At 49.8% G+C, this 15,268-nt stretch carries 18 protein-coding genes; 12 read left to right on the plus strand and 6 right to left on the minus strand.

Features of this window, described 5'->3' with window-relative positions; translation table 11 throughout:
• Nucleotides 1-48 precede the first annotated feature (48 nt).
• On the minus strand, nt 49-1,263 hold the full coding sequence (locus tag ACP5KC_RS02830) for an ATP-binding protein (protein ID WP_428286811.1): 1,215 nt from the start codon (nt 1,261-1,263) through the stop codon (nt 49-51).
• Between the two features lie 162 nt (nt 1,264-1,425).
• Here ACP5KC_RS02830 and ACP5KC_RS02835 point away from each other — a divergent pair, with 162 nt between their 5' ends.
• From ACP5KC_RS02835 to udp, 5 genes are all read left to right on the plus strand, one after another.
• Nucleotides 1,426-2,070, plus strand: coding sequence for a class II aldolase/adducin family protein (locus tag ACP5KC_RS02835; RefSeq protein ID WP_273434017.1), 645 nt, complete (start codon nt 1,426-1,428; stop codon nt 2,068-2,070).
• A gap of 212 nt (nt 2,071-2,282) precedes the next feature.
• Nucleotides 2,283-2,759, plus strand: coding sequence for a PadR family transcriptional regulator (locus ACP5KC_RS02840; protein WP_424740530.1), 477 nt, complete (start codon nt 2,283-2,285; stop codon nt 2,757-2,759).
• Nucleotides 2,752-3,729 carry an ATP-binding cassette domain-containing protein gene (locus ACP5KC_RS02845; RefSeq protein ID WP_052883920.1) on the plus strand — a complete coding sequence of 326 codons (978 nt, stop codon included), beginning with the start codon at nt 2,752-2,754 and terminating at the stop codon, nt 3,727-3,729. Before ACP5KC_RS02840 ends, ACP5KC_RS02845 begins: the two co-directional genes overlap by 8 nt.
• A gap of 3 nt (nt 3,730-3,732) precedes the next feature.
• Nucleotides 3,733-4,500, plus strand: coding sequence for an ABC transporter permease (locus tag ACP5KC_RS02850; protein ID WP_273434014.1), 768 nt, complete (start codon nt 3,733-3,735; stop codon nt 4,498-4,500).
• A gap of 211 nt (nt 4,501-4,711) precedes the next feature.
• Nucleotides 4,712-5,551, plus strand: a complete 840-nt coding sequence (gene udp / locus ACP5KC_RS02855; RefSeq protein WP_052883918.1) for a uridine phosphorylase — start codon at nt 4,712-4,714, stop codon at nt 5,549-5,551.
• On the opposite strand, the gene ACP5KC_RS02860 is transcribed toward udp, so the two are convergent.
• The gene (locus ACP5KC_RS02860) at nt 5,548-5,916 is read right to left on the minus strand and encodes a DNA polymerase ligase N-terminal domain-containing protein (protein ID WP_052883917.1); all 369 of its coding nucleotides are present in this window, start codon (nt 5,914-5,916) and stop codon (nt 5,548-5,550) included. The two genes, udp and ACP5KC_RS02860, sit on opposite strands and share 4 nt — an antisense overlap.
• A 101-nt stretch (nt 5,917-6,017) precedes the next feature.
• Between ACP5KC_RS02860 and ACP5KC_RS02865 the strand changes: the two genes are divergently transcribed.
• Nucleotides 6,018-6,227 carry a hypothetical protein gene (locus tag ACP5KC_RS02865; RefSeq protein WP_273434011.1) on the plus strand — a complete coding sequence of 70 codons (210 nt, stop codon included), beginning with the start codon at nt 6,018-6,020 and terminating at the stop codon, nt 6,225-6,227.
• A gap of 61 nt (nt 6,228-6,288) precedes the next feature.
• Here the strand turns inward: ACP5KC_RS02865 and ACP5KC_RS02870 are convergent, their stop codons facing one another.
• Nucleotides 6,289-6,645, minus strand: a complete 357-nt coding sequence (locus ACP5KC_RS02870) for a nucleotide pyrophosphohydrolase (RefSeq protein ID WP_052883915.1) — start codon at nt 6,643-6,645, stop codon at nt 6,289-6,291.
• Nucleotides 6,646-6,722: 77 nt separating this feature from the next.
• On the opposite strand from ACP5KC_RS02870, the gene ACP5KC_RS02875 reads away from it, so the two are divergent.
• Nucleotides 6,723-7,565: an EamA family transporter gene (locus ACP5KC_RS02875; RefSeq protein WP_428286812.1), complete on the plus strand. Its 843-nt coding sequence runs from the start codon at nt 6,723-6,725 to the stop codon at nt 7,563-7,565.
• Here ACP5KC_RS02875 and ACP5KC_RS02880 read toward each other — a convergent pair.
• From ACP5KC_RS02880 to ACP5KC_RS02890, 3 genes are read right to left on the minus strand one after another with little or no spacing between them, the layout of a single operon-like run.
• Nucleotides 7,562-8,566 carry a hypothetical protein gene (locus tag ACP5KC_RS02880; protein WP_273434007.1) on the minus strand — a complete coding sequence of 335 codons (1,005 nt, stop codon included), beginning with the start codon at nt 8,564-8,566 and terminating at the stop codon, nt 7,562-7,564. The two genes, ACP5KC_RS02875 and ACP5KC_RS02880, sit on opposite strands and share 4 nt — an antisense overlap.
• 21 nt (nt 8,567-8,587) lie before the next feature.
• Nucleotides 8,588-8,740: a hypothetical protein gene (locus ACP5KC_RS02885; protein WP_428286813.1), complete on the minus strand. Its 153-nt coding sequence runs from the start codon at nt 8,738-8,740 to the stop codon at nt 8,588-8,590.
• 14 nt (nt 8,741-8,754) lie between these two features.
• Complete coding sequence (locus ACP5KC_RS02890) at nt 8,755-8,880, minus strand: hypothetical protein (protein WP_428286814.1); 126 nt, start codon at nt 8,878-8,880, stop codon at nt 8,755-8,757.
• A gap of 194 nt (nt 8,881-9,074) precedes the next feature.
• Between ACP5KC_RS02890 and ACP5KC_RS02895 the strand changes: the two genes are divergently transcribed.
• The 5 genes from ACP5KC_RS02895 (at nt 9,075) to ACP5KC_RS02915 (ending at nt 15,212) form a co-directional block, all read left to right on the plus strand.
• Nucleotides 9,075-10,289, plus strand: a complete 1,215-nt coding sequence (locus ACP5KC_RS02895) for a hypothetical protein (protein WP_428286815.1) — start codon at nt 9,075-9,077, stop codon at nt 10,287-10,289.
• A gap of 158 nt (nt 10,290-10,447) precedes the next feature.
• The gene (locus tag ACP5KC_RS02900) at nt 10,448-12,871 is read left to right on the plus strand and encodes a molybdopterin-containing oxidoreductase family protein (protein ID WP_428286816.1); all 2,424 of its coding nucleotides are present in this window, start codon (nt 10,448-10,450) and stop codon (nt 12,869-12,871) included.
• The gene (locus ACP5KC_RS02905; RefSeq protein WP_428286817.1) at nt 12,868-13,431 is read left to right on the plus strand and encodes a 4Fe-4S dicluster domain-containing protein; all 564 of its coding nucleotides are present in this window, start codon (nt 12,868-12,870) and stop codon (nt 13,429-13,431) included. Before ACP5KC_RS02900 ends, ACP5KC_RS02905 begins: the two co-directional genes overlap by 4 nt.
• On the plus strand, nt 13,428-14,306 hold the full coding sequence (gene nrfD / locus ACP5KC_RS02910; protein ID WP_428286818.1) for an NrfD/PsrC family molybdoenzyme membrane anchor subunit: 879 nt from the start codon (nt 13,428-13,430) through the stop codon (nt 14,304-14,306). Before ACP5KC_RS02905 ends, nrfD begins: the two co-directional genes overlap by 4 nt.
• A gap of 99 nt (nt 14,307-14,405) precedes the next feature.
• Nucleotides 14,406-15,212, plus strand: a complete 807-nt coding sequence (locus ACP5KC_RS02915) for a hypothetical protein (RefSeq protein ID WP_428286819.1) — start codon at nt 14,406-14,408, stop codon at nt 15,210-15,212.
• Nucleotides 15,213-15,268 lie beyond the last annotated feature (56 nt).

A 15,268-nucleotide genomic window follows, 5' to 3' on the forward strand; every position in this document is an offset into this window, starting at 1 on the left:
TTGCGCCTTGTACAAGTATAACATTCCCGTCTTCAAGTCGAAGATTTTTCAAGTCTTGTCCTTGTCTTTCTCTGGTTCCCGATAGAGATTTATAAGAAACTCGGGGATTTCATCTTCTTTAAGGATGATTGTACCAGCTGGATACCTGCGTCTAGCCTTGCTTGTCTTCACCTCGACTCTCATACTTCCTGCTATAGCATCAATTTCGTAATTGTTCCTGTAGTAAAATACTTCTCCAAACCTCCTGTAGAGGTGCTCTTGAACGACCCACTCCAGTAGCGTGGCACGCGAAAGGCCTACTCCCAATAGAGATGAGAAGGCTTTCCCGATAGAGGGATCTCTGAAAAAGATTTTTTTCTCTCTCCTGTAGATAATCCTGTCGTCATCCTTTAGATAGGCAACACCGACTAGGAACATATCCTCTAGTAGCTTAACATAATCTTGAACCGTGTTATGGGATATTCCGAGCTCGCCGGCCACTGTGTTGTAGCTCAAAGCACTAGGAACCTTTAACAATATTTGTCTAGTGATCATCCTTAGCAGGGAGGGGTTCCTGTCTACCTTAACAGCATCACGTTCCACACTAGCCACGAAGTCATCCGCGAATCTCTCGTCACCGTTGATACTCCGCGGGAATCCCCCGACTTCCAGGTACATGTCAAACAGCGCTAGAAGCCTCGTCAGCTCACCCTTGTAAGGCTCTACCCCATAGATTTTCGCGAACTCCGGAAAGCTTAGAGGCAAAACCTCTATCGTCACTCCTTCACCTCTTCTGCCCGGAAAGGCCTCGGTGTAACCACGTAGCTTGAACGAAGCTGACCCTAGGAGTACGAGGACATCTCTATCAAAATACCCGAGATCAACATATCCCTTAATCACCCTCCACCACTCCTCAATGCCTGTAACCTCGTCAAGAATAATCAACGAAGACTTGACTCTGCTGGCACTTCTAAACCTTCTGTAAAAGTCCAGCACATTCCTTAACTCTCTTCCATCAGTCGCCAGGTCGCAACTGAAATAGAATACGCTCTCAGGTTCCCACTTGCGGAGTAGCTCCGAGACCAATAGCTTCAGCCCTGTAGTCTTTCCCACCTGCCTTGGCCCCAGGACGATATTCAGCGAGAATGGCTTCAAGGAGATCAAACTGATCCAGGTAGGCCTCCACTTAACCCGTTGAGTTTTAAAGATTCTCAAGTCTCTATCCTTGTTTTCCCACTCCCGCCACTCCCACCAGGGGTTCTGCCGGTATATTAGCTCCTTCATTGGTCAGTAAACTGACAAAGCTTTATAAATATCTTGTCATTTCACTGACAAGTCTTCTCGCATGATCAACGATCTTTTCCTAGAGTTAACATGAGAATCCTTACCTCCTTATAGTCGCAATCAATAAAACCTCCTTGCGAGTAGGAAACAACGGTGTTGCAAATGCTTTACGAGTCGGAGAGGAAGCAGATTGTAGAAGCTTTCAGGTTTCTCGAAGAGAGGGACCTAAACTATGGTTACAGTGGAAACATAAGCATGAGGGTTGATAAAAGAGGGGTCTTCCTGATTTCTCCTAGCGGGGCCAAAAAGTCGAAGATGAGGCCCGAAGACGTCCTCGTTGTTGATTGGAACCTCAACGTCCTGGATGGACAAGGGAGGCCTTCCGTAGAGGCTGTAACACACCTCGCAGTCTACAAGGCTAGACCAGACGTTAACGCTGTTGTACATGCTCACTCGCCATACGCATCGATTCTCGCAGTGCTTAGGAGGAACCTCCCGCCGATATTAGAGGAGACCGTGATCTACCTTGGTGGTGAGATTCTAGTAGCACGCTACGCTGTTACAGGCACGGATGAGCTTGCAAGGAACGTTGTAGAAGCACTAGGCGAGAGAAACGCTGTGATACTCTCGAATCATGGCGCTCTCGCGGTGGGTAAGAACCTAGAGGAAGCCATAGACTCACTTGTTTACCTGGAGAGGGCTGCGAGAACTTACATACTCGCGAGCCTCCTTGGCGAGCCTACGCCACTCCCAAGGGAGGCTTACGAGATAGAGCTTGAGATCTTTAAGAGGAGGAAGCAGGCTTAAGACCTTGTCGGCTATGTGCGGTCAATACTTATAAAAGTAATAGGGTCAGGTGTTAAGGAGAATTCATCATCGATTTTCAGTGCTCCAGACCCCCATCATCCAGGTGATTATTAGACTGCTCTCATTATAAATATATGGATGTCTCATATACGTGATTCTACCGTCGACAAAACATTTATAAAGTTGTGTCTATAGACTGTCTACAGACATATATGAGGAAGTTCGGAATAAAGGGCAGGTATGGCGGTGCTCTCAAGCTACTTATACTGTACTCGCTCAAAGAGAGCCCCTCGTATGCATACGCACTCATGAGGAAAATTGAGGATTTAACAGGCTTCAAGCCGAGCAGCGGGGCTTTCTTTCCTCTACTCAGGCACCTCGAGCGTCACGGCTTGATCGAGTCTGAAGAAGTTGATAAAGATGGCAGGAGGATCAAGGTGTATAGGCTAAGCCGAAGAGGCCTGGAGTTTTTAGAGGCTCACCAGCCCCAGGTACAAGAGTCGCTCAGGCTGGCCAAATCCTTCAAGAAGTTCAACGAGATGGGATGCTCTCGCATATTCCGGGTTATAGGCGAGCTAGTCGAGAATATTGATAGGCTGAACGAGAGTCAGCTCGAGGAGTTGCGGAGGGCTGTTCTTGATTTTGAGTATAGGGTTTTAGGCATACTTAAGGGTGATGCAAATGTCTGAGGCTATAGTGGTTGAAAATCTCGTGAAGAAGTTCAAGGATATAACTGCTGTAGACCAGGTAAGCTTCCAGGTGAAACAAGGAGAGATATACGGTCTGCTAGGCCCTAACGGCGCCGGTAAAACCACGACTATCCACATTCTTACAACGCTCCTAAGACCCACTAGCGGAAAGGTCTTCGTTGCCGGCTATGATGTGGTCACGTCCCCAGGAGAGGTCAGGAAGAGGATAGGGATAGTCTTCCAGGATCCCAGCATAGACAATCAACTGACAGCCTACGACAACATGTATATTCACGGCAGACTATATGGTCTCTCGGGAGAGGAGCTCAAGAGGAAGATATATCAGCTACTGGACTTTGTAGACCTTAAACCCTACGCTAACAAACTTGTAAGGTACTTCTCAGGGGGCATGCGGAGAAGGCTTGAAATTGCCCGTTCACTACTCCACGAGCCCGATATATTATTCCTGGATGAGCCCACCATAGGCTTGGATCCCCAGACACGCGTCAAGATATGGGACTATATAATGGCGATTAAGAAGGAACACGGAATGACCATATTCCTTACAACGCACTACATGGACGAGGCTGACCAGCTCTGCGAGCGTATAGCTATAATGGATCACGGGCAGATAAAGGCTCAAGGCACACCTGAACAGCTAAAGTCATTGCTTGGAAACGAGATCGTCTACGTGAAGCTTGACGGAAACACAACTTCTCCCCCGTGCATCGAGTCCGACTACGTGGAGAGCTGTAAACAGGTCTCAAGGGACACCCTGCAGCTAGTCGTCAAGAACGCAGCCACAGCAATGCCAAGGATATTCGAGGCCGCTTCAAGTAAGGGGCTAAAAATAATAGAGGTGTCTTATAGGCGCCCCACGCTAAACGAGGTGTTCATCTACCTGACAGGCCGCGAGCTGCGGGACTCCCTCGAGGAAGGCGGCTTTAGGCCTCCTCATAGGAGGTGGTGACACATGAACGGGATAATCCCTATGGTATACAGGCAGATCAAGAGGTTTGTAAACGCTCGCTCAAGGCTTGTCATGACAATAGTGCAGCCGATTCTCTGGCTCGTCTTCTTCGGGCTAGGGATGAGCCGGGCATTCAGCTTTCCCGGCGCGTCTGTAATGTTCGGGGGGTTAAGCTACCTATCATTCCTTGCTTCAGGCATGGTCGCGATGACCATAATCGTGGGCTCTTTCATGAGCGGCGTCTCGGTAATATGGGATAAACAGTTCGGCTTTCTCAAGGAGACTCTAGTGGCTCCTGCCCCCAGAGCACAGATTATTCTTGGAAGGGCGCTCGGAGATGCGCTTGTCATAAACCTTCAAGCCATGATTATCCTAGCACTCGTCTACCTGATAGCGCCTGGCCTCAGGATTGAGGGGGTAGTCCCTGTGGTACTATATGGGATAGTGCTATCCCTTGGCTTCGCCTCTCTAGGTATAGCCTTGTCGGTGAGGCTTTCAAGCATGGAGGGCTTCCAGATGATAGTAAACCTCATCACGCAACCGCTCCTCTTCATGAGTGGGATCTTCTTCCCCCTATCAACGATGCCTGACTGGATGAGGATAATAGCCTACTTAAACCCTGCAACCTATGCCGTCGACGGGATGAGGTACTGGCTTACAGGAGTGTCGGCGTTCAACCCGATGGAGGATGTGGCGCTGCTTCTCGTACTAACAGCCGTCTTACTCTTCCTAGGCGTTAGGTCTTTCGAAAAGGCAACCATAGAGGATTAGTATTTTTCGGATCTAAATGACTCTTTTACCTAAGCCTGTACACAGATAGATTAGGCAATTTTGGGATTTATGATGGATTAAGATGGATCAAGCGATACACTACTGTTTTTAAAGTTTGTTAAGATAAGGAGACTATAGGTGCAGAACACTCGTTGATGTCGGGTAAAGCTAAGAAATTTTTTTATGTCGTCTTCTCCCACATTATCTTGCTATGAGCAAGGTTTCCGCATCTTCCCCCGAACTCGGGGAGGGCTTACAGTATCATATAAGGTGCAAGCCAGGAGACGTGGCGCCGTATGTTCTGCTTCCAGGTGACCCCGACAGAGTTCCATTGATTTCCAGCTTTTGGGATGATAAAAGGGAGATTGCTAGGCACAGAGAATATGTAACGCATACCGGGGTCTACAAGGGTGCCCCGATCTCCTCAACGTCGACAGGTATCGGGGGCCCTGCGGCCTCTATAGCTCTTGAAGAGCTACTACGCGTGGGCGCTAACACGTTTATACGTGTAGGCACCACGGGGGCACTTCAGAGAGAAATCAGGGTCGGTGATCTCATAATAGCAACGGGGGCCGTGAGACTCGACGGGGCGAGCGAGGAGTACGTTAGGATTGAGTATCCTGCATTGGCACACTACGAGGTGGTCTTGGCCCTAGTGGAGGCCGCAGAGCAGCTAGGCTTTCGCTACCATGTCGGCATCGTGGCTTCGACAGACACGTTCTATACGGGTCAGGCTAGGCCGGGCTTCAAGGGGTACATGCCAAGCTGGTCCAAGGAGATCATGAGCGATCTACAAGAGGCAGGGGTTTTGAGCTTTGAGATGGAGGCAGCCTCGATTTTCACTTTGGCCAGTATATATGGTGCCAGGGCCGGAGCCGTACTAGCGGTTCTCGCAAACCGTGTAACGGATGAGTTCGGGTTGGAGGCAGGCGTAAAGGAGGCTGTCCAGGTAGCCAACGAGGCTGTGAAAATACTCTATGAGTGGGATAGCCGAAAGGCTGCCAAAAATAAGAGAAACATCTACCCATCCCTACTTTTCGGGAAAACCTAGACTCCCGTCTTAAAGAAAAGCCATCCATCTTTGAATCTTAGAAGTATGTATCTTCCACGCAGCTTCGAGCCGTAGAGCCTTAACACCATTTTTTCTTTATCCATTTCGAGGAGCTCGTATTCCCCCTTGTCCCATATCTTCATCGTCCCCGCGCCATAGCCCTCCTTGATCTCCCCCTCGAAATCAAGCCATGAGAGATCATGGTCCTCCTGTTGAACCCCGTACCTCTTAACACCCGGCTCTATTGGAGGCGGCTTTCTAAAAGCCCAATCCTTGAGGACACCGTCCATCTCGATTCGCAGGTCATAGTGGAGGCCGGCCCTACGAGCCGCGTGCTCGTGGACTACAAACCGCGCCCTAGCCACGGGAATTACCTCATAAAAGCTCTATTTAAAGCCTAACACGGGACGGATCACGCAAATAAGAGAAGGTTTATTATCCCTGGGCAGGTTCAGTTACGAGAGCCTTGAGTAGACATGGAGCCTCCTTTCCTGGACGGCGAGACCCTGAAGGCTACTACGTCATACTAGCGAGGAAAGATGCTCTTGAGCTGATCCCAAAGGATTTAGAGGTTATCCCTACCGGTGATTATCTCATAGTCCGATCCAAGAGCAGGTCCCGCATCGTGGCATTTGCAAAGCTATTGAGGAGAAAGGGGCTACTCCTGGAGGGTTGAACAATTGCCTTTTGCTTTTTCCTTTCTTGGACAAGCGAGCATGCATAGGTACAGTGTTGTCTTAGACCCTTGAGAATTCCTTGAACAGCTCGCCCTTTACTTTCTCCACCGGGTATTTCTCCCCGTTGACCTGTAGTTTCTCGACAATGGCTTTTTCTAAGTCTACGCCAAGTTCATGCGAGAGCAATATGAGGTATATCGCTACATCTGCAATCTCATAGGCGATCTCCTTCCTCTTAGCCTCATCTCTAACAGCGGACAGTATCTCTTCGTCGGTCTTCCACTGAAAATGCTCGAGTAGTTCGCCAAGCTCTATAATGAGCGAGATTGCCAGGTTCTTTGGCGTATGATAAATTTTCCATTCTCTTTCATCCCTAAACCTGACTATCTGTGCCTCGAGATTCTTAAGGCTGCACACACAAAGCTTACGACTGGTTGGCTTAAAGGGGTGTCGGTTCAGAAAACATTAAATTCTCACGTGATATTAGGCTCTCCGTGCTCTGGAGTATCTTAGCGTTGACGGCTGCACTCTTCTTCGCATTGGCGGGTGTCCTATATAGGAAGGCAGTGGCCGGCACGAGCCTGCATCCTTTAATTGCAAGCGGTCTCAGGTCGGGACCAGCATTCCTAGTCATGCTCTTAGCGTTCCTTATCATGGGAGGCAGCCTTAAAAAGCCCCCCGAGTTTTATATCGTTGCACTGGCTTCATCTTTCTTCGCCTTCTTTGCTGGGGACTCCTTCTTCATTAAAGGGCTTTCGAGCGCACCTGTAGGCCTTGTCTACCCCGTGGCTTACACATTCCCATTATTCGTGGCTGTTTTCAACTTCCTCTTCACAGGTAGAAAACCCTCGATTATCGTCCTGGCCGCAGCAGTACTCATGGCTTTAGGGATTAAACTAGCATATAGCATGAATAACGGCTTCTCCTTCTCGGGTCTATTCTCGGGGCTAATGGCGAGCCTGAGCTGGGGCCTCGGCATATCGCTGGCATCTATAGCGCTTAGATATGCAACGCCTATAGAGCTGAACCTTATAAGGACGGGCATCCTGCTAAGCACAACCTCTCCACTGGTAATGAGAAACCTTGACGGTATTAGAAGGATCAACGTGAAGTGGCTGTTGCTGGGGGGCACACTTGGAATAGGCTTCGGTCCACTAGCACTTTTCTCAGCTATAAAACTCTCCGATCCGGTGGGCCCTTCGGTCATCTCCTCCTCAGCCCCAGTGCTTGCTGTTCTGTTAGCGGCACCCATCCTTGGTGAAAGAATTGAGAAGAGTACGCTTCTCGGCGCGACCCTTGTCGCCATAGCTACAGCAATAGCCTCTGTGTGGGGCTAGCCGTGAGAGGGGATTCTAACCCGCTCCTCAACCCAAACCCACCCGCTGTTATTCTCATTGAGGAAGCGCCAGAGAAGGGGTTGTTCAAGCTTAAAATGCTCCTTTACAAAAAAGAGGCCTTCTAATAACTCGACACGGTAGGCGTGAAACAAACCATAGATCTCGGGCAGGTATGCGGGATCAAGCTGTCCCATATAGATAGCTCTTCTCCCATCTATATACGATGTTCCACTCACGGGAAGAAGTGCGAGTGCTTTAGCCACCTTAGAAGCCTCACGACCCTTAAACATGAGGGTTACCCTTGGAGCCTTCGAGGCGTCCTTAACTTCATAAAACGTAGTGTATAGCCAGCCGGGAGCGAGGTGGAGCCTGTAGTGGTAACTTATAGTCTGATAGGATGGTATCGGGTGACCAAGCATGGACTCAAGCCTCTTCATTATCTCCCAAGCCCTTACGAAAGGACCGTAGATTAGCTTCCCAGTTAACAGCTCCAAGTCTATCTGATCCGGCATCCTGAGGGGCTTTGGCTTTTCAAACCTTGGAAGAATCTCCTCAACCAATTCCGGGAGCTGTATCAAACGGCTTGGAAGCAGATGCCTTAGAGCCTCAACGGGAACCCAATATGCCACTTCCCTTCCGTAATAAACCTCTCCCTCTCCAAGCTTACCCTTTAAATCCTCAAGGTACTTTGACACAAGATCCCTAGGAATATAACCTACAACCACCACGTATCCTCCACGATGCGATTCGAGTCTCTCAACAAGCATTGACCCATAGGGAAGGTAGCTCGGTAAGCGCTTAGCCTGAGACACGTAAACCACCCTTGCAAGCCCGAAGTACTCGTCATCGAAAACCGGAAGCAGACCCCCCTTCCTCGTAAACCCCTCTATAATTCTCTTAGCGGTTGAATGCGAGACCCCTGAAAGCCTTCCCAGTTCCCGCAGGCTCCTAGCCTTAAGGATAGAATAAAGCACTCTATCCTCGTCTACCCTTAAAGGCATTAGATGCAAGACGCCTTACACTCATTTAAATTCTGACTTGAACGGCTTGGGAAACCATTCGACGCAGTGCCCGGGAAGACCTGCCGCCTTTTCCCGATCAAGTAGATCAAATTTTTCTGGGAGCACCTTTACCCCCCTCAGGCCGCTCAGCCCCAGCAACCCCAACAGGCGCAACCCGCAGCTCCACCTCAAGCTGATAACACGCTATACATTGCCTCAGCTTTGATTCTAATAGTCCTAGTCGTGGCAGTTCTAGCTTTCACACGCCTACGCAAACCGAAAAAATAGTTTTTTCTCACCCTAGATTCCTTCATCTTTTTAACACCCCAGATCAATTAGGGTCGAATACTCTTTAACTCAAATAGTCTTAAGGAAAATAACTCTCCACGGCTCCCCCTTAAATAGAGATAATTGTTTTGAGAAGCAGAGTTGATAGGTGTCTACTCGAAGAGGAATTTTGCCGCGACCTTTTAGAGCAGTTTAAATAAGAGAACCTCTAAGTCTTGTTGTGTTTGCAAGGAAGCTAACCCTTACACTGCTAGTAATAATAACAGTATCCGTTTTCTCTCTAGCAGAGCCCACTGTTAGGCTGGCTTGGAAGACCTACTCTGTTAGAGGCGTTGCATACTCGACATGCATAGGGCAAAACTACCTATACATTGTCGGGTTCGAGGAGAAAGGATCCCAGCAAGTCACTAGGATCGAGGCGAGAAGGCTTAACGATGGAGCCCTAGTCATCAATACGACCCTTGGCCCTGGAGCACTCTACTCCTGCGCCTTCTCAAGGGGGACGCTTTACGTGGCAGGCAAGACCGAGAGCGAGGAATGGCTCATAGCCACGCTTAACGAAAACCTCGCGCAGCCGCGGATAGTCAAGAGTGTTAAAGGTTTTGCATCCTCCATAGTGGTCTCAGACGGTTTTCTCTACGTTACTGGCGTCGACTATAACAAGGCTTCTGTACGCGTAGAGAAAAGGAGTATAGAGAGCTTCTCTCTCATAGGTGCTTATGAGGCGCTAGCCCCTAACACCTACGCTTTCGCCTCTACAATAGTAAACGACGCGGTATGGTTGACGGGTACAGCCTACACGCCAACAGGCTTTATCTGGAGGATCCAAGCCTTAGCACCAAACCTCACCTCAATCCTAACGCTTAGACCACAGGTTGAGGGCATCTCGTATTCAATAACTGCGTCAAGGGAAGGCTTAATATACGTCACGGGGCCGAACGGAACCATAAGCCTTGACCCCCAAGGTATAATCGTTTCAAAGTCCACGCTAGGTGGTTTCAGGGTAGCGGAACTAAGCGGCGTACTCGTTATACTCAGCGGCAAAGACACAACGAAGGCATTAGTCTTGAATGCCTCTGATCTTACCATTATCTCAAGCATAGAGCTGTCGAAGAATCCCATTGTGCCCTCATTCGGGAGCACCGCAACCTCAAGTGATAAAGTATTCCTTGCCAGCGCCGAGAAGATCGGAAACAGCTCCACGTGGTCCATATACGCTCTGAGCATATTGGTACCTTCTCGCATCACGAATAGTACTCAGTCGAACACACAGACGAAACCCGCACAGAACTCTACCTCAACTACAAATCCCACAGTCTCAATCCAGCCCACGCCCATACTAGACTACATAACACCCCTCCTCATGATTCTAGTACTCGTACTTGGAGTCGTAATGGTCAGGCGTAAAAGAAAGCATCGTGCCCAACGCGCTTAAACACAACCTCTATAAGGAGATGAATATGTGAGGAGATACTTTGTTTAGTTCTCTGAGTAGAACGCCTTCGAGGGAAGTTCGCTTTACAGCTTAGTAATGATATATTAGAATTCTGATATAAGCAAGATTTAAATTAACAAATCTCTATATATAATGTTATGAAAATATCAAGACGGAGCTTCATAGCTCTGGCCACTACGCTGAGCGCAGCGTCCCTCATAAAAATACCATGGAAACCAAGCGAGAAACAGGCTTCGAGTAGGACTGAAGGCAAGATTCCAATAATGTGTAATATGTGCGGGGCTGGTTGCGGTGTGTATCTCGTCAACCGCAACGGCAAGATGTACGTTGAGCCCAACCTGGAGCATCCTCAGCCGGGACTATGCGCCCGCTCCGCGGCTGCCCTGCAACTCTGGAACCACCCACTTCGTCTTAAGAAGCCCCTGAAAAGAATGGGTGAGCGAGGGGAGGGGAAGCTTCAAGAGATAGACTGGGAAACAGCCCTAAACGAGATATCTTCAAAGCTCAAGGAGATAATATCAAAATATGGGCCTGAATCTGTAGTCTTCACATACCACGACTTCTATGCCTGGCATATGCCGTTGATAGCTTTCACTCTTGGTACGCCCAACCATGTACAGCACGCCTCTTGCTGCCACAACGCTAGCACGTATGCTAGAACCTTGGTTCTAGGGGCGGGTGGGCCTCCCACGGTCGACCCAGACTACGAGAGGGCCCGATACGTAATCTTTGTGGGGAGAGTTCTAAACGCTGCCATGGGCATGGTTCAAAGGCTAAACAAGGCTCGAGAGGCTGGCGTAAAACTAGTCTATGTCGACCCTAGGATGGGTAATGCCGCGATGGCTGATGGTGAATGGGTTCCAATAATACCCGGTACGGACGCCGCCTTCCTTCTAGCCATGATTAACGTCATCCTTTCCGAGAAGCTATACGACGAGTCCTTTATTAAGAAGTACACGAACGCGACATTTTTGATTAAGCCTGACGGGACACCGTTAACGGAGAAGGATCTTGGGCGTGAGGGCACGGATTATCTGGTCTACGATATTGACGCCAAGGATTTCGTGAGCTATAGGAAAGCGAAAAATCCCGCGCTTGAATGGGAGGGTGATGCCTCGGGTATAAGGGTGAAGACAGCGTTCCTCCTCCTCAAGGATAGGGCTGCCCTTTACAAGCCCGAGGACGCGGAGAAAATCTGCGGAGTGCCAGCCGAGACTATAAAGAGGATTGCGAGAGAGTTCGCAAATGCTAAAGGAGTTATAGAGGACGGATGGTGGTCCTCTAAGAATGCAAATGACTCAGACGCTTTCCGCGCAGCTTTAACCCTCAACGCTCTGGTGGGAAGCGTCGAGACACCAGGAGGTCTCTACGTGAAGCTAGGAAGCAAGTTCCCCGCCTCTGCTACTGCTGCTACAGACAAGGTCACCACGATCACTGGTGGTACCTTACCACCAATAACGGCTAAGCGAATCGACACACAGAAGTATCCTGCCGTACCCCACGTGTTTGACGCCGTGCTAGACGCTATCCTCGAGGGTAAACCCTACCCTGTAAAGGCATTATTCATCGTCGGCACAGAGCCTTTCACTAGGGACGTCAACACTGAGAAGCTAAAGAAGGCCCTAAAGGCACTTGACCTCGTTGTTGTTATAGATGTTGTTCCCAACGACAGTGTAGATTGGGCGGATTACGTTCTACCCGATAACATCTTCCTAGAGAGGGAAGAGTTGGCCGAGGTAAAGTGGACCCCTCACGCAGCCATACAACTCTCCCATAAAGCGCTAGACCCGCCACAAGGCGTTGACGCTAGGAACGGTTTCTGGGCCATGATGGAGATTGTCAGGAGAACTGTTCCAGAGAGAGCCAAGGCTATAGGCTATACAGAGGAGTACGCAGATTATCATAGGTTTGAGGAGTTCGAGGACTACGTTAAGAAGAAGATACTTGAAAGTCTCTCCAAGGCATGGAATGTTCCCTCTGGCGATATCGAAAAAGCTCTAAACGAGAAAGGCTTCTACATATTTAAGTTATGGGTTCCCAAGCCTGGTCCTGGGACGCTACCAACAAAGAGCGGTTTGATTGAGATTTACAGTTTAAAGGCTCTCGACTACGGTGATGATCCTCTTCCAAAATGGAAGACCCCCAAGTATACGCTACCATCCAAGCCAGACGAGTTCTACCTCGTTAACGGGAGAGACCAGTATGTATCTGCACACGCGGCATGGACGTGGTCTGTCTCAAGCCTAGTCGATAGGAGGGTTTGGATGAACCCCAAAGACGCCGGGCGTCTCGGCATAAAGGATGGCGACATTGTAGAGCTTGAAGGTCTCGACAACGGCTTCAAGGCGCGTGCAAGGGTGAAAGTGACGAACAGGGTTCGAGAGGGTGTACTTTTCGTATACAACAGGGTCGGTGGCAGGTTTTCGAAACTCATCAGCGGCCAATACCAGGTGCTAAGAGAAGGCATAAACCCGAACATGTTCACGCTGAGCTGGCTCGAGCCCCTCAACGGCTCCACAGGTCTAAACTCTACAGTAAGAGTTAGAAGGGTGGGAGCATGAGGCTTGCACACCTCTGGGATCAAAGCAGATGCATAAGTTGCGGGGCATGCATCGCCGCCTGCAATGCAGCTAATTACGCCTCTACGGACGCCCCGAACCCCACCTGGGGCGGAGCCCAGACAAACATAAGGAGGATAACATTTGACCTTGATCTTAAGCCCTACATCTTGCTCCTACAGTGCCAGCACTGTGAGGATGCTCCCTGCGTACACGTGTGTCCAACCGGGGCGAGCTATGTTGACAAGGATGGACTCGTCAAGATAAACCCGAACCTATGCATAGGTTGCAAGTACTGCATGACGGCATGCCCTTACGGCGCACGATGGCTCCACCCCTCAACGGGTCTCCCTGCCAAATGCATGGGAGAGGAATGCCAGGATCGCCTCGCCCATGGTCTAATGCCCGTGTGCGTCACCGTGTGCCCAGCGGGAGCTAGGGCTTTCGGAGACCTAGACGACCCGAGCAGTGAAATCAACAAAAGGCTGGCGAAGTCGCGTGTGGTTCGCCTGCTTGAGTATAAAGGTACCAAGCCTAAGTTCTTCGTGGTGGTGGGAAGATGACATTCCAGGAGATTTGGTCCCCCTGGCTAATAGGTCCCTTCCTCTGGCTAGCGGGCATCGCCGGGATGGGAAGCGTAGCCTATGCCTTAATGAAGTTCAGCAAGGTGGAGGAGAAGCTTAGGGAGCTCTCGTTCGTCATCTTCGCATCTGTCGTGCTCGGGCTATTCTTCGTTGTCGCAGACCTCTCAAGACCTTTAAACGTGCCCTTCGCTATTATTTCTTCGCTGTCTCAAGGCGTCTTTATAGCCAAGCTTGCGCAATCCTGGATGACCATCGGAATAACACTTCTCTCACTGTTACTTCTAATGACGTTTGCCCTCGTTCTAAGACATACAGTCGCCGAGGGCCTTTCAAGAATAACTGATCGACCCTGGTACCTAACCCTCCTAGCCATTATAGGTTTCCTAGTAACAATCTATAGCGGTTTCCTCATATCAAGCGCTTCTGGCGTGCCTTTCTGGAATACAGGCTTAATCCCGTTGCTATGGATAATCAGCGCGTCAATATGCGCTATAGCGGTTCTAAAGATCATGACGAGGGGTGAGGAGATAGCTCACCTATTAACTAGGGCTGGACTAAGCCTAGACGTGGCCGAGTTAGTAGCGGTTTTCGCACTTGTTGCCAGCCCGTTGTACGCTGGTCCTGAAGCTGCACGTGAAAGTGCCCAAGCGCTCGTCAGTGGAGAGCTAGCAATCTATTTCTGGCTCGGCGTAGTTATCGTTGGAATCATCGTCCCAATCGCCCTCGGCCTCCAGCTACTGAGAAGAGAGGATAGGCGTTTAGGCTTAGCAGCTGCGCTTTGCGCGCTCCTCGGGGCACTTATTCTCAGAGCCCTTGTAGTTCAAGCCGGGGTCTTCTCCACCATAGGACTTTAAAAAAGTGTATTTTTTTACCTAACGCATTTTTGCCTTATAGGAGTACTAGCCTTTATCCGGGCAATGTGTTAAAAATATAATAGTACGTGGCTAAGATACATGATTTCTATGTCGGAGCCCTTTACTGGTGTCTCGGGACTTATAGTTGAACCGGGTAAGAACATCTCGCTAGTCCTAGCCGTACTGGATAAGCAGAAGCCTTTATGTGATTTCCTCAAACATGCGGCAAGCTGTAGTGAAGACAAAGGATTAACTCTTCTAGACCTTTGGACGACGCGAGGAGAATTCCTCACAACCGTCCTCATCGCTCTAACAGTACAGTCCCCAGAAACTCTGAAATCCTTCACGGATTGTCTCTCAAAAAACGAGGCAGTAAAAGCAACCAGTTTCTCCACCAGCAGGTGGATTGGCCTTGCGGTCGAGAGCTGGGGATTCCCGGCACTACCCCACACAGGCAGAGTACTAGTTCTAGAGAAAGGGTTCCTCGAAGGCTTTCTCAGAGAGGGGTGGAGACTCCTTGGCCGCTCCCTTGGCTTAGCCTTATACCATTCGGCTTTCTCCTATGGACAAGAGATCGCCTCTAGGCTGAGGGCTCTGGGACTCGAGGGCAAAGACCTCTTGATCTTAGCATCCGAGGTTTTACGACACCTTGGATACGGGCGTGTATACTGGGAGGAATTCACGGACTCTAAGGCCATTATCGTCGTCCATGACAGCCTCGAGTGTAAATCCGCGTCGGGCGTGCCGGGCTACGAGTCCTCTATACTCAGGGGCATAGTGGCCGGCATCGCTGGGACAGTATGGCAAGTCGACAAAAGCAGAGTCGAGGCCCGGGAAACCGCCTGCATATCTAGAGGAGACCAAGCCTGCAGGATAGAAGTGTATCTTAAAACGATAAGCCGATGAGACAACCCCGAGACCTCATCACGATGTTCAGCCCGCTGAAGGCGTCGTCATCCGAT

It is taken from the genome of Infirmifilum sp. (assembly GCF_049970975.1).
Taxonomy (GTDB): Archaea; Thermoproteota; Thermoprotei; order Thermofilales; family Thermofilaceae; genus Thermofilum; species Thermofilum uzonense.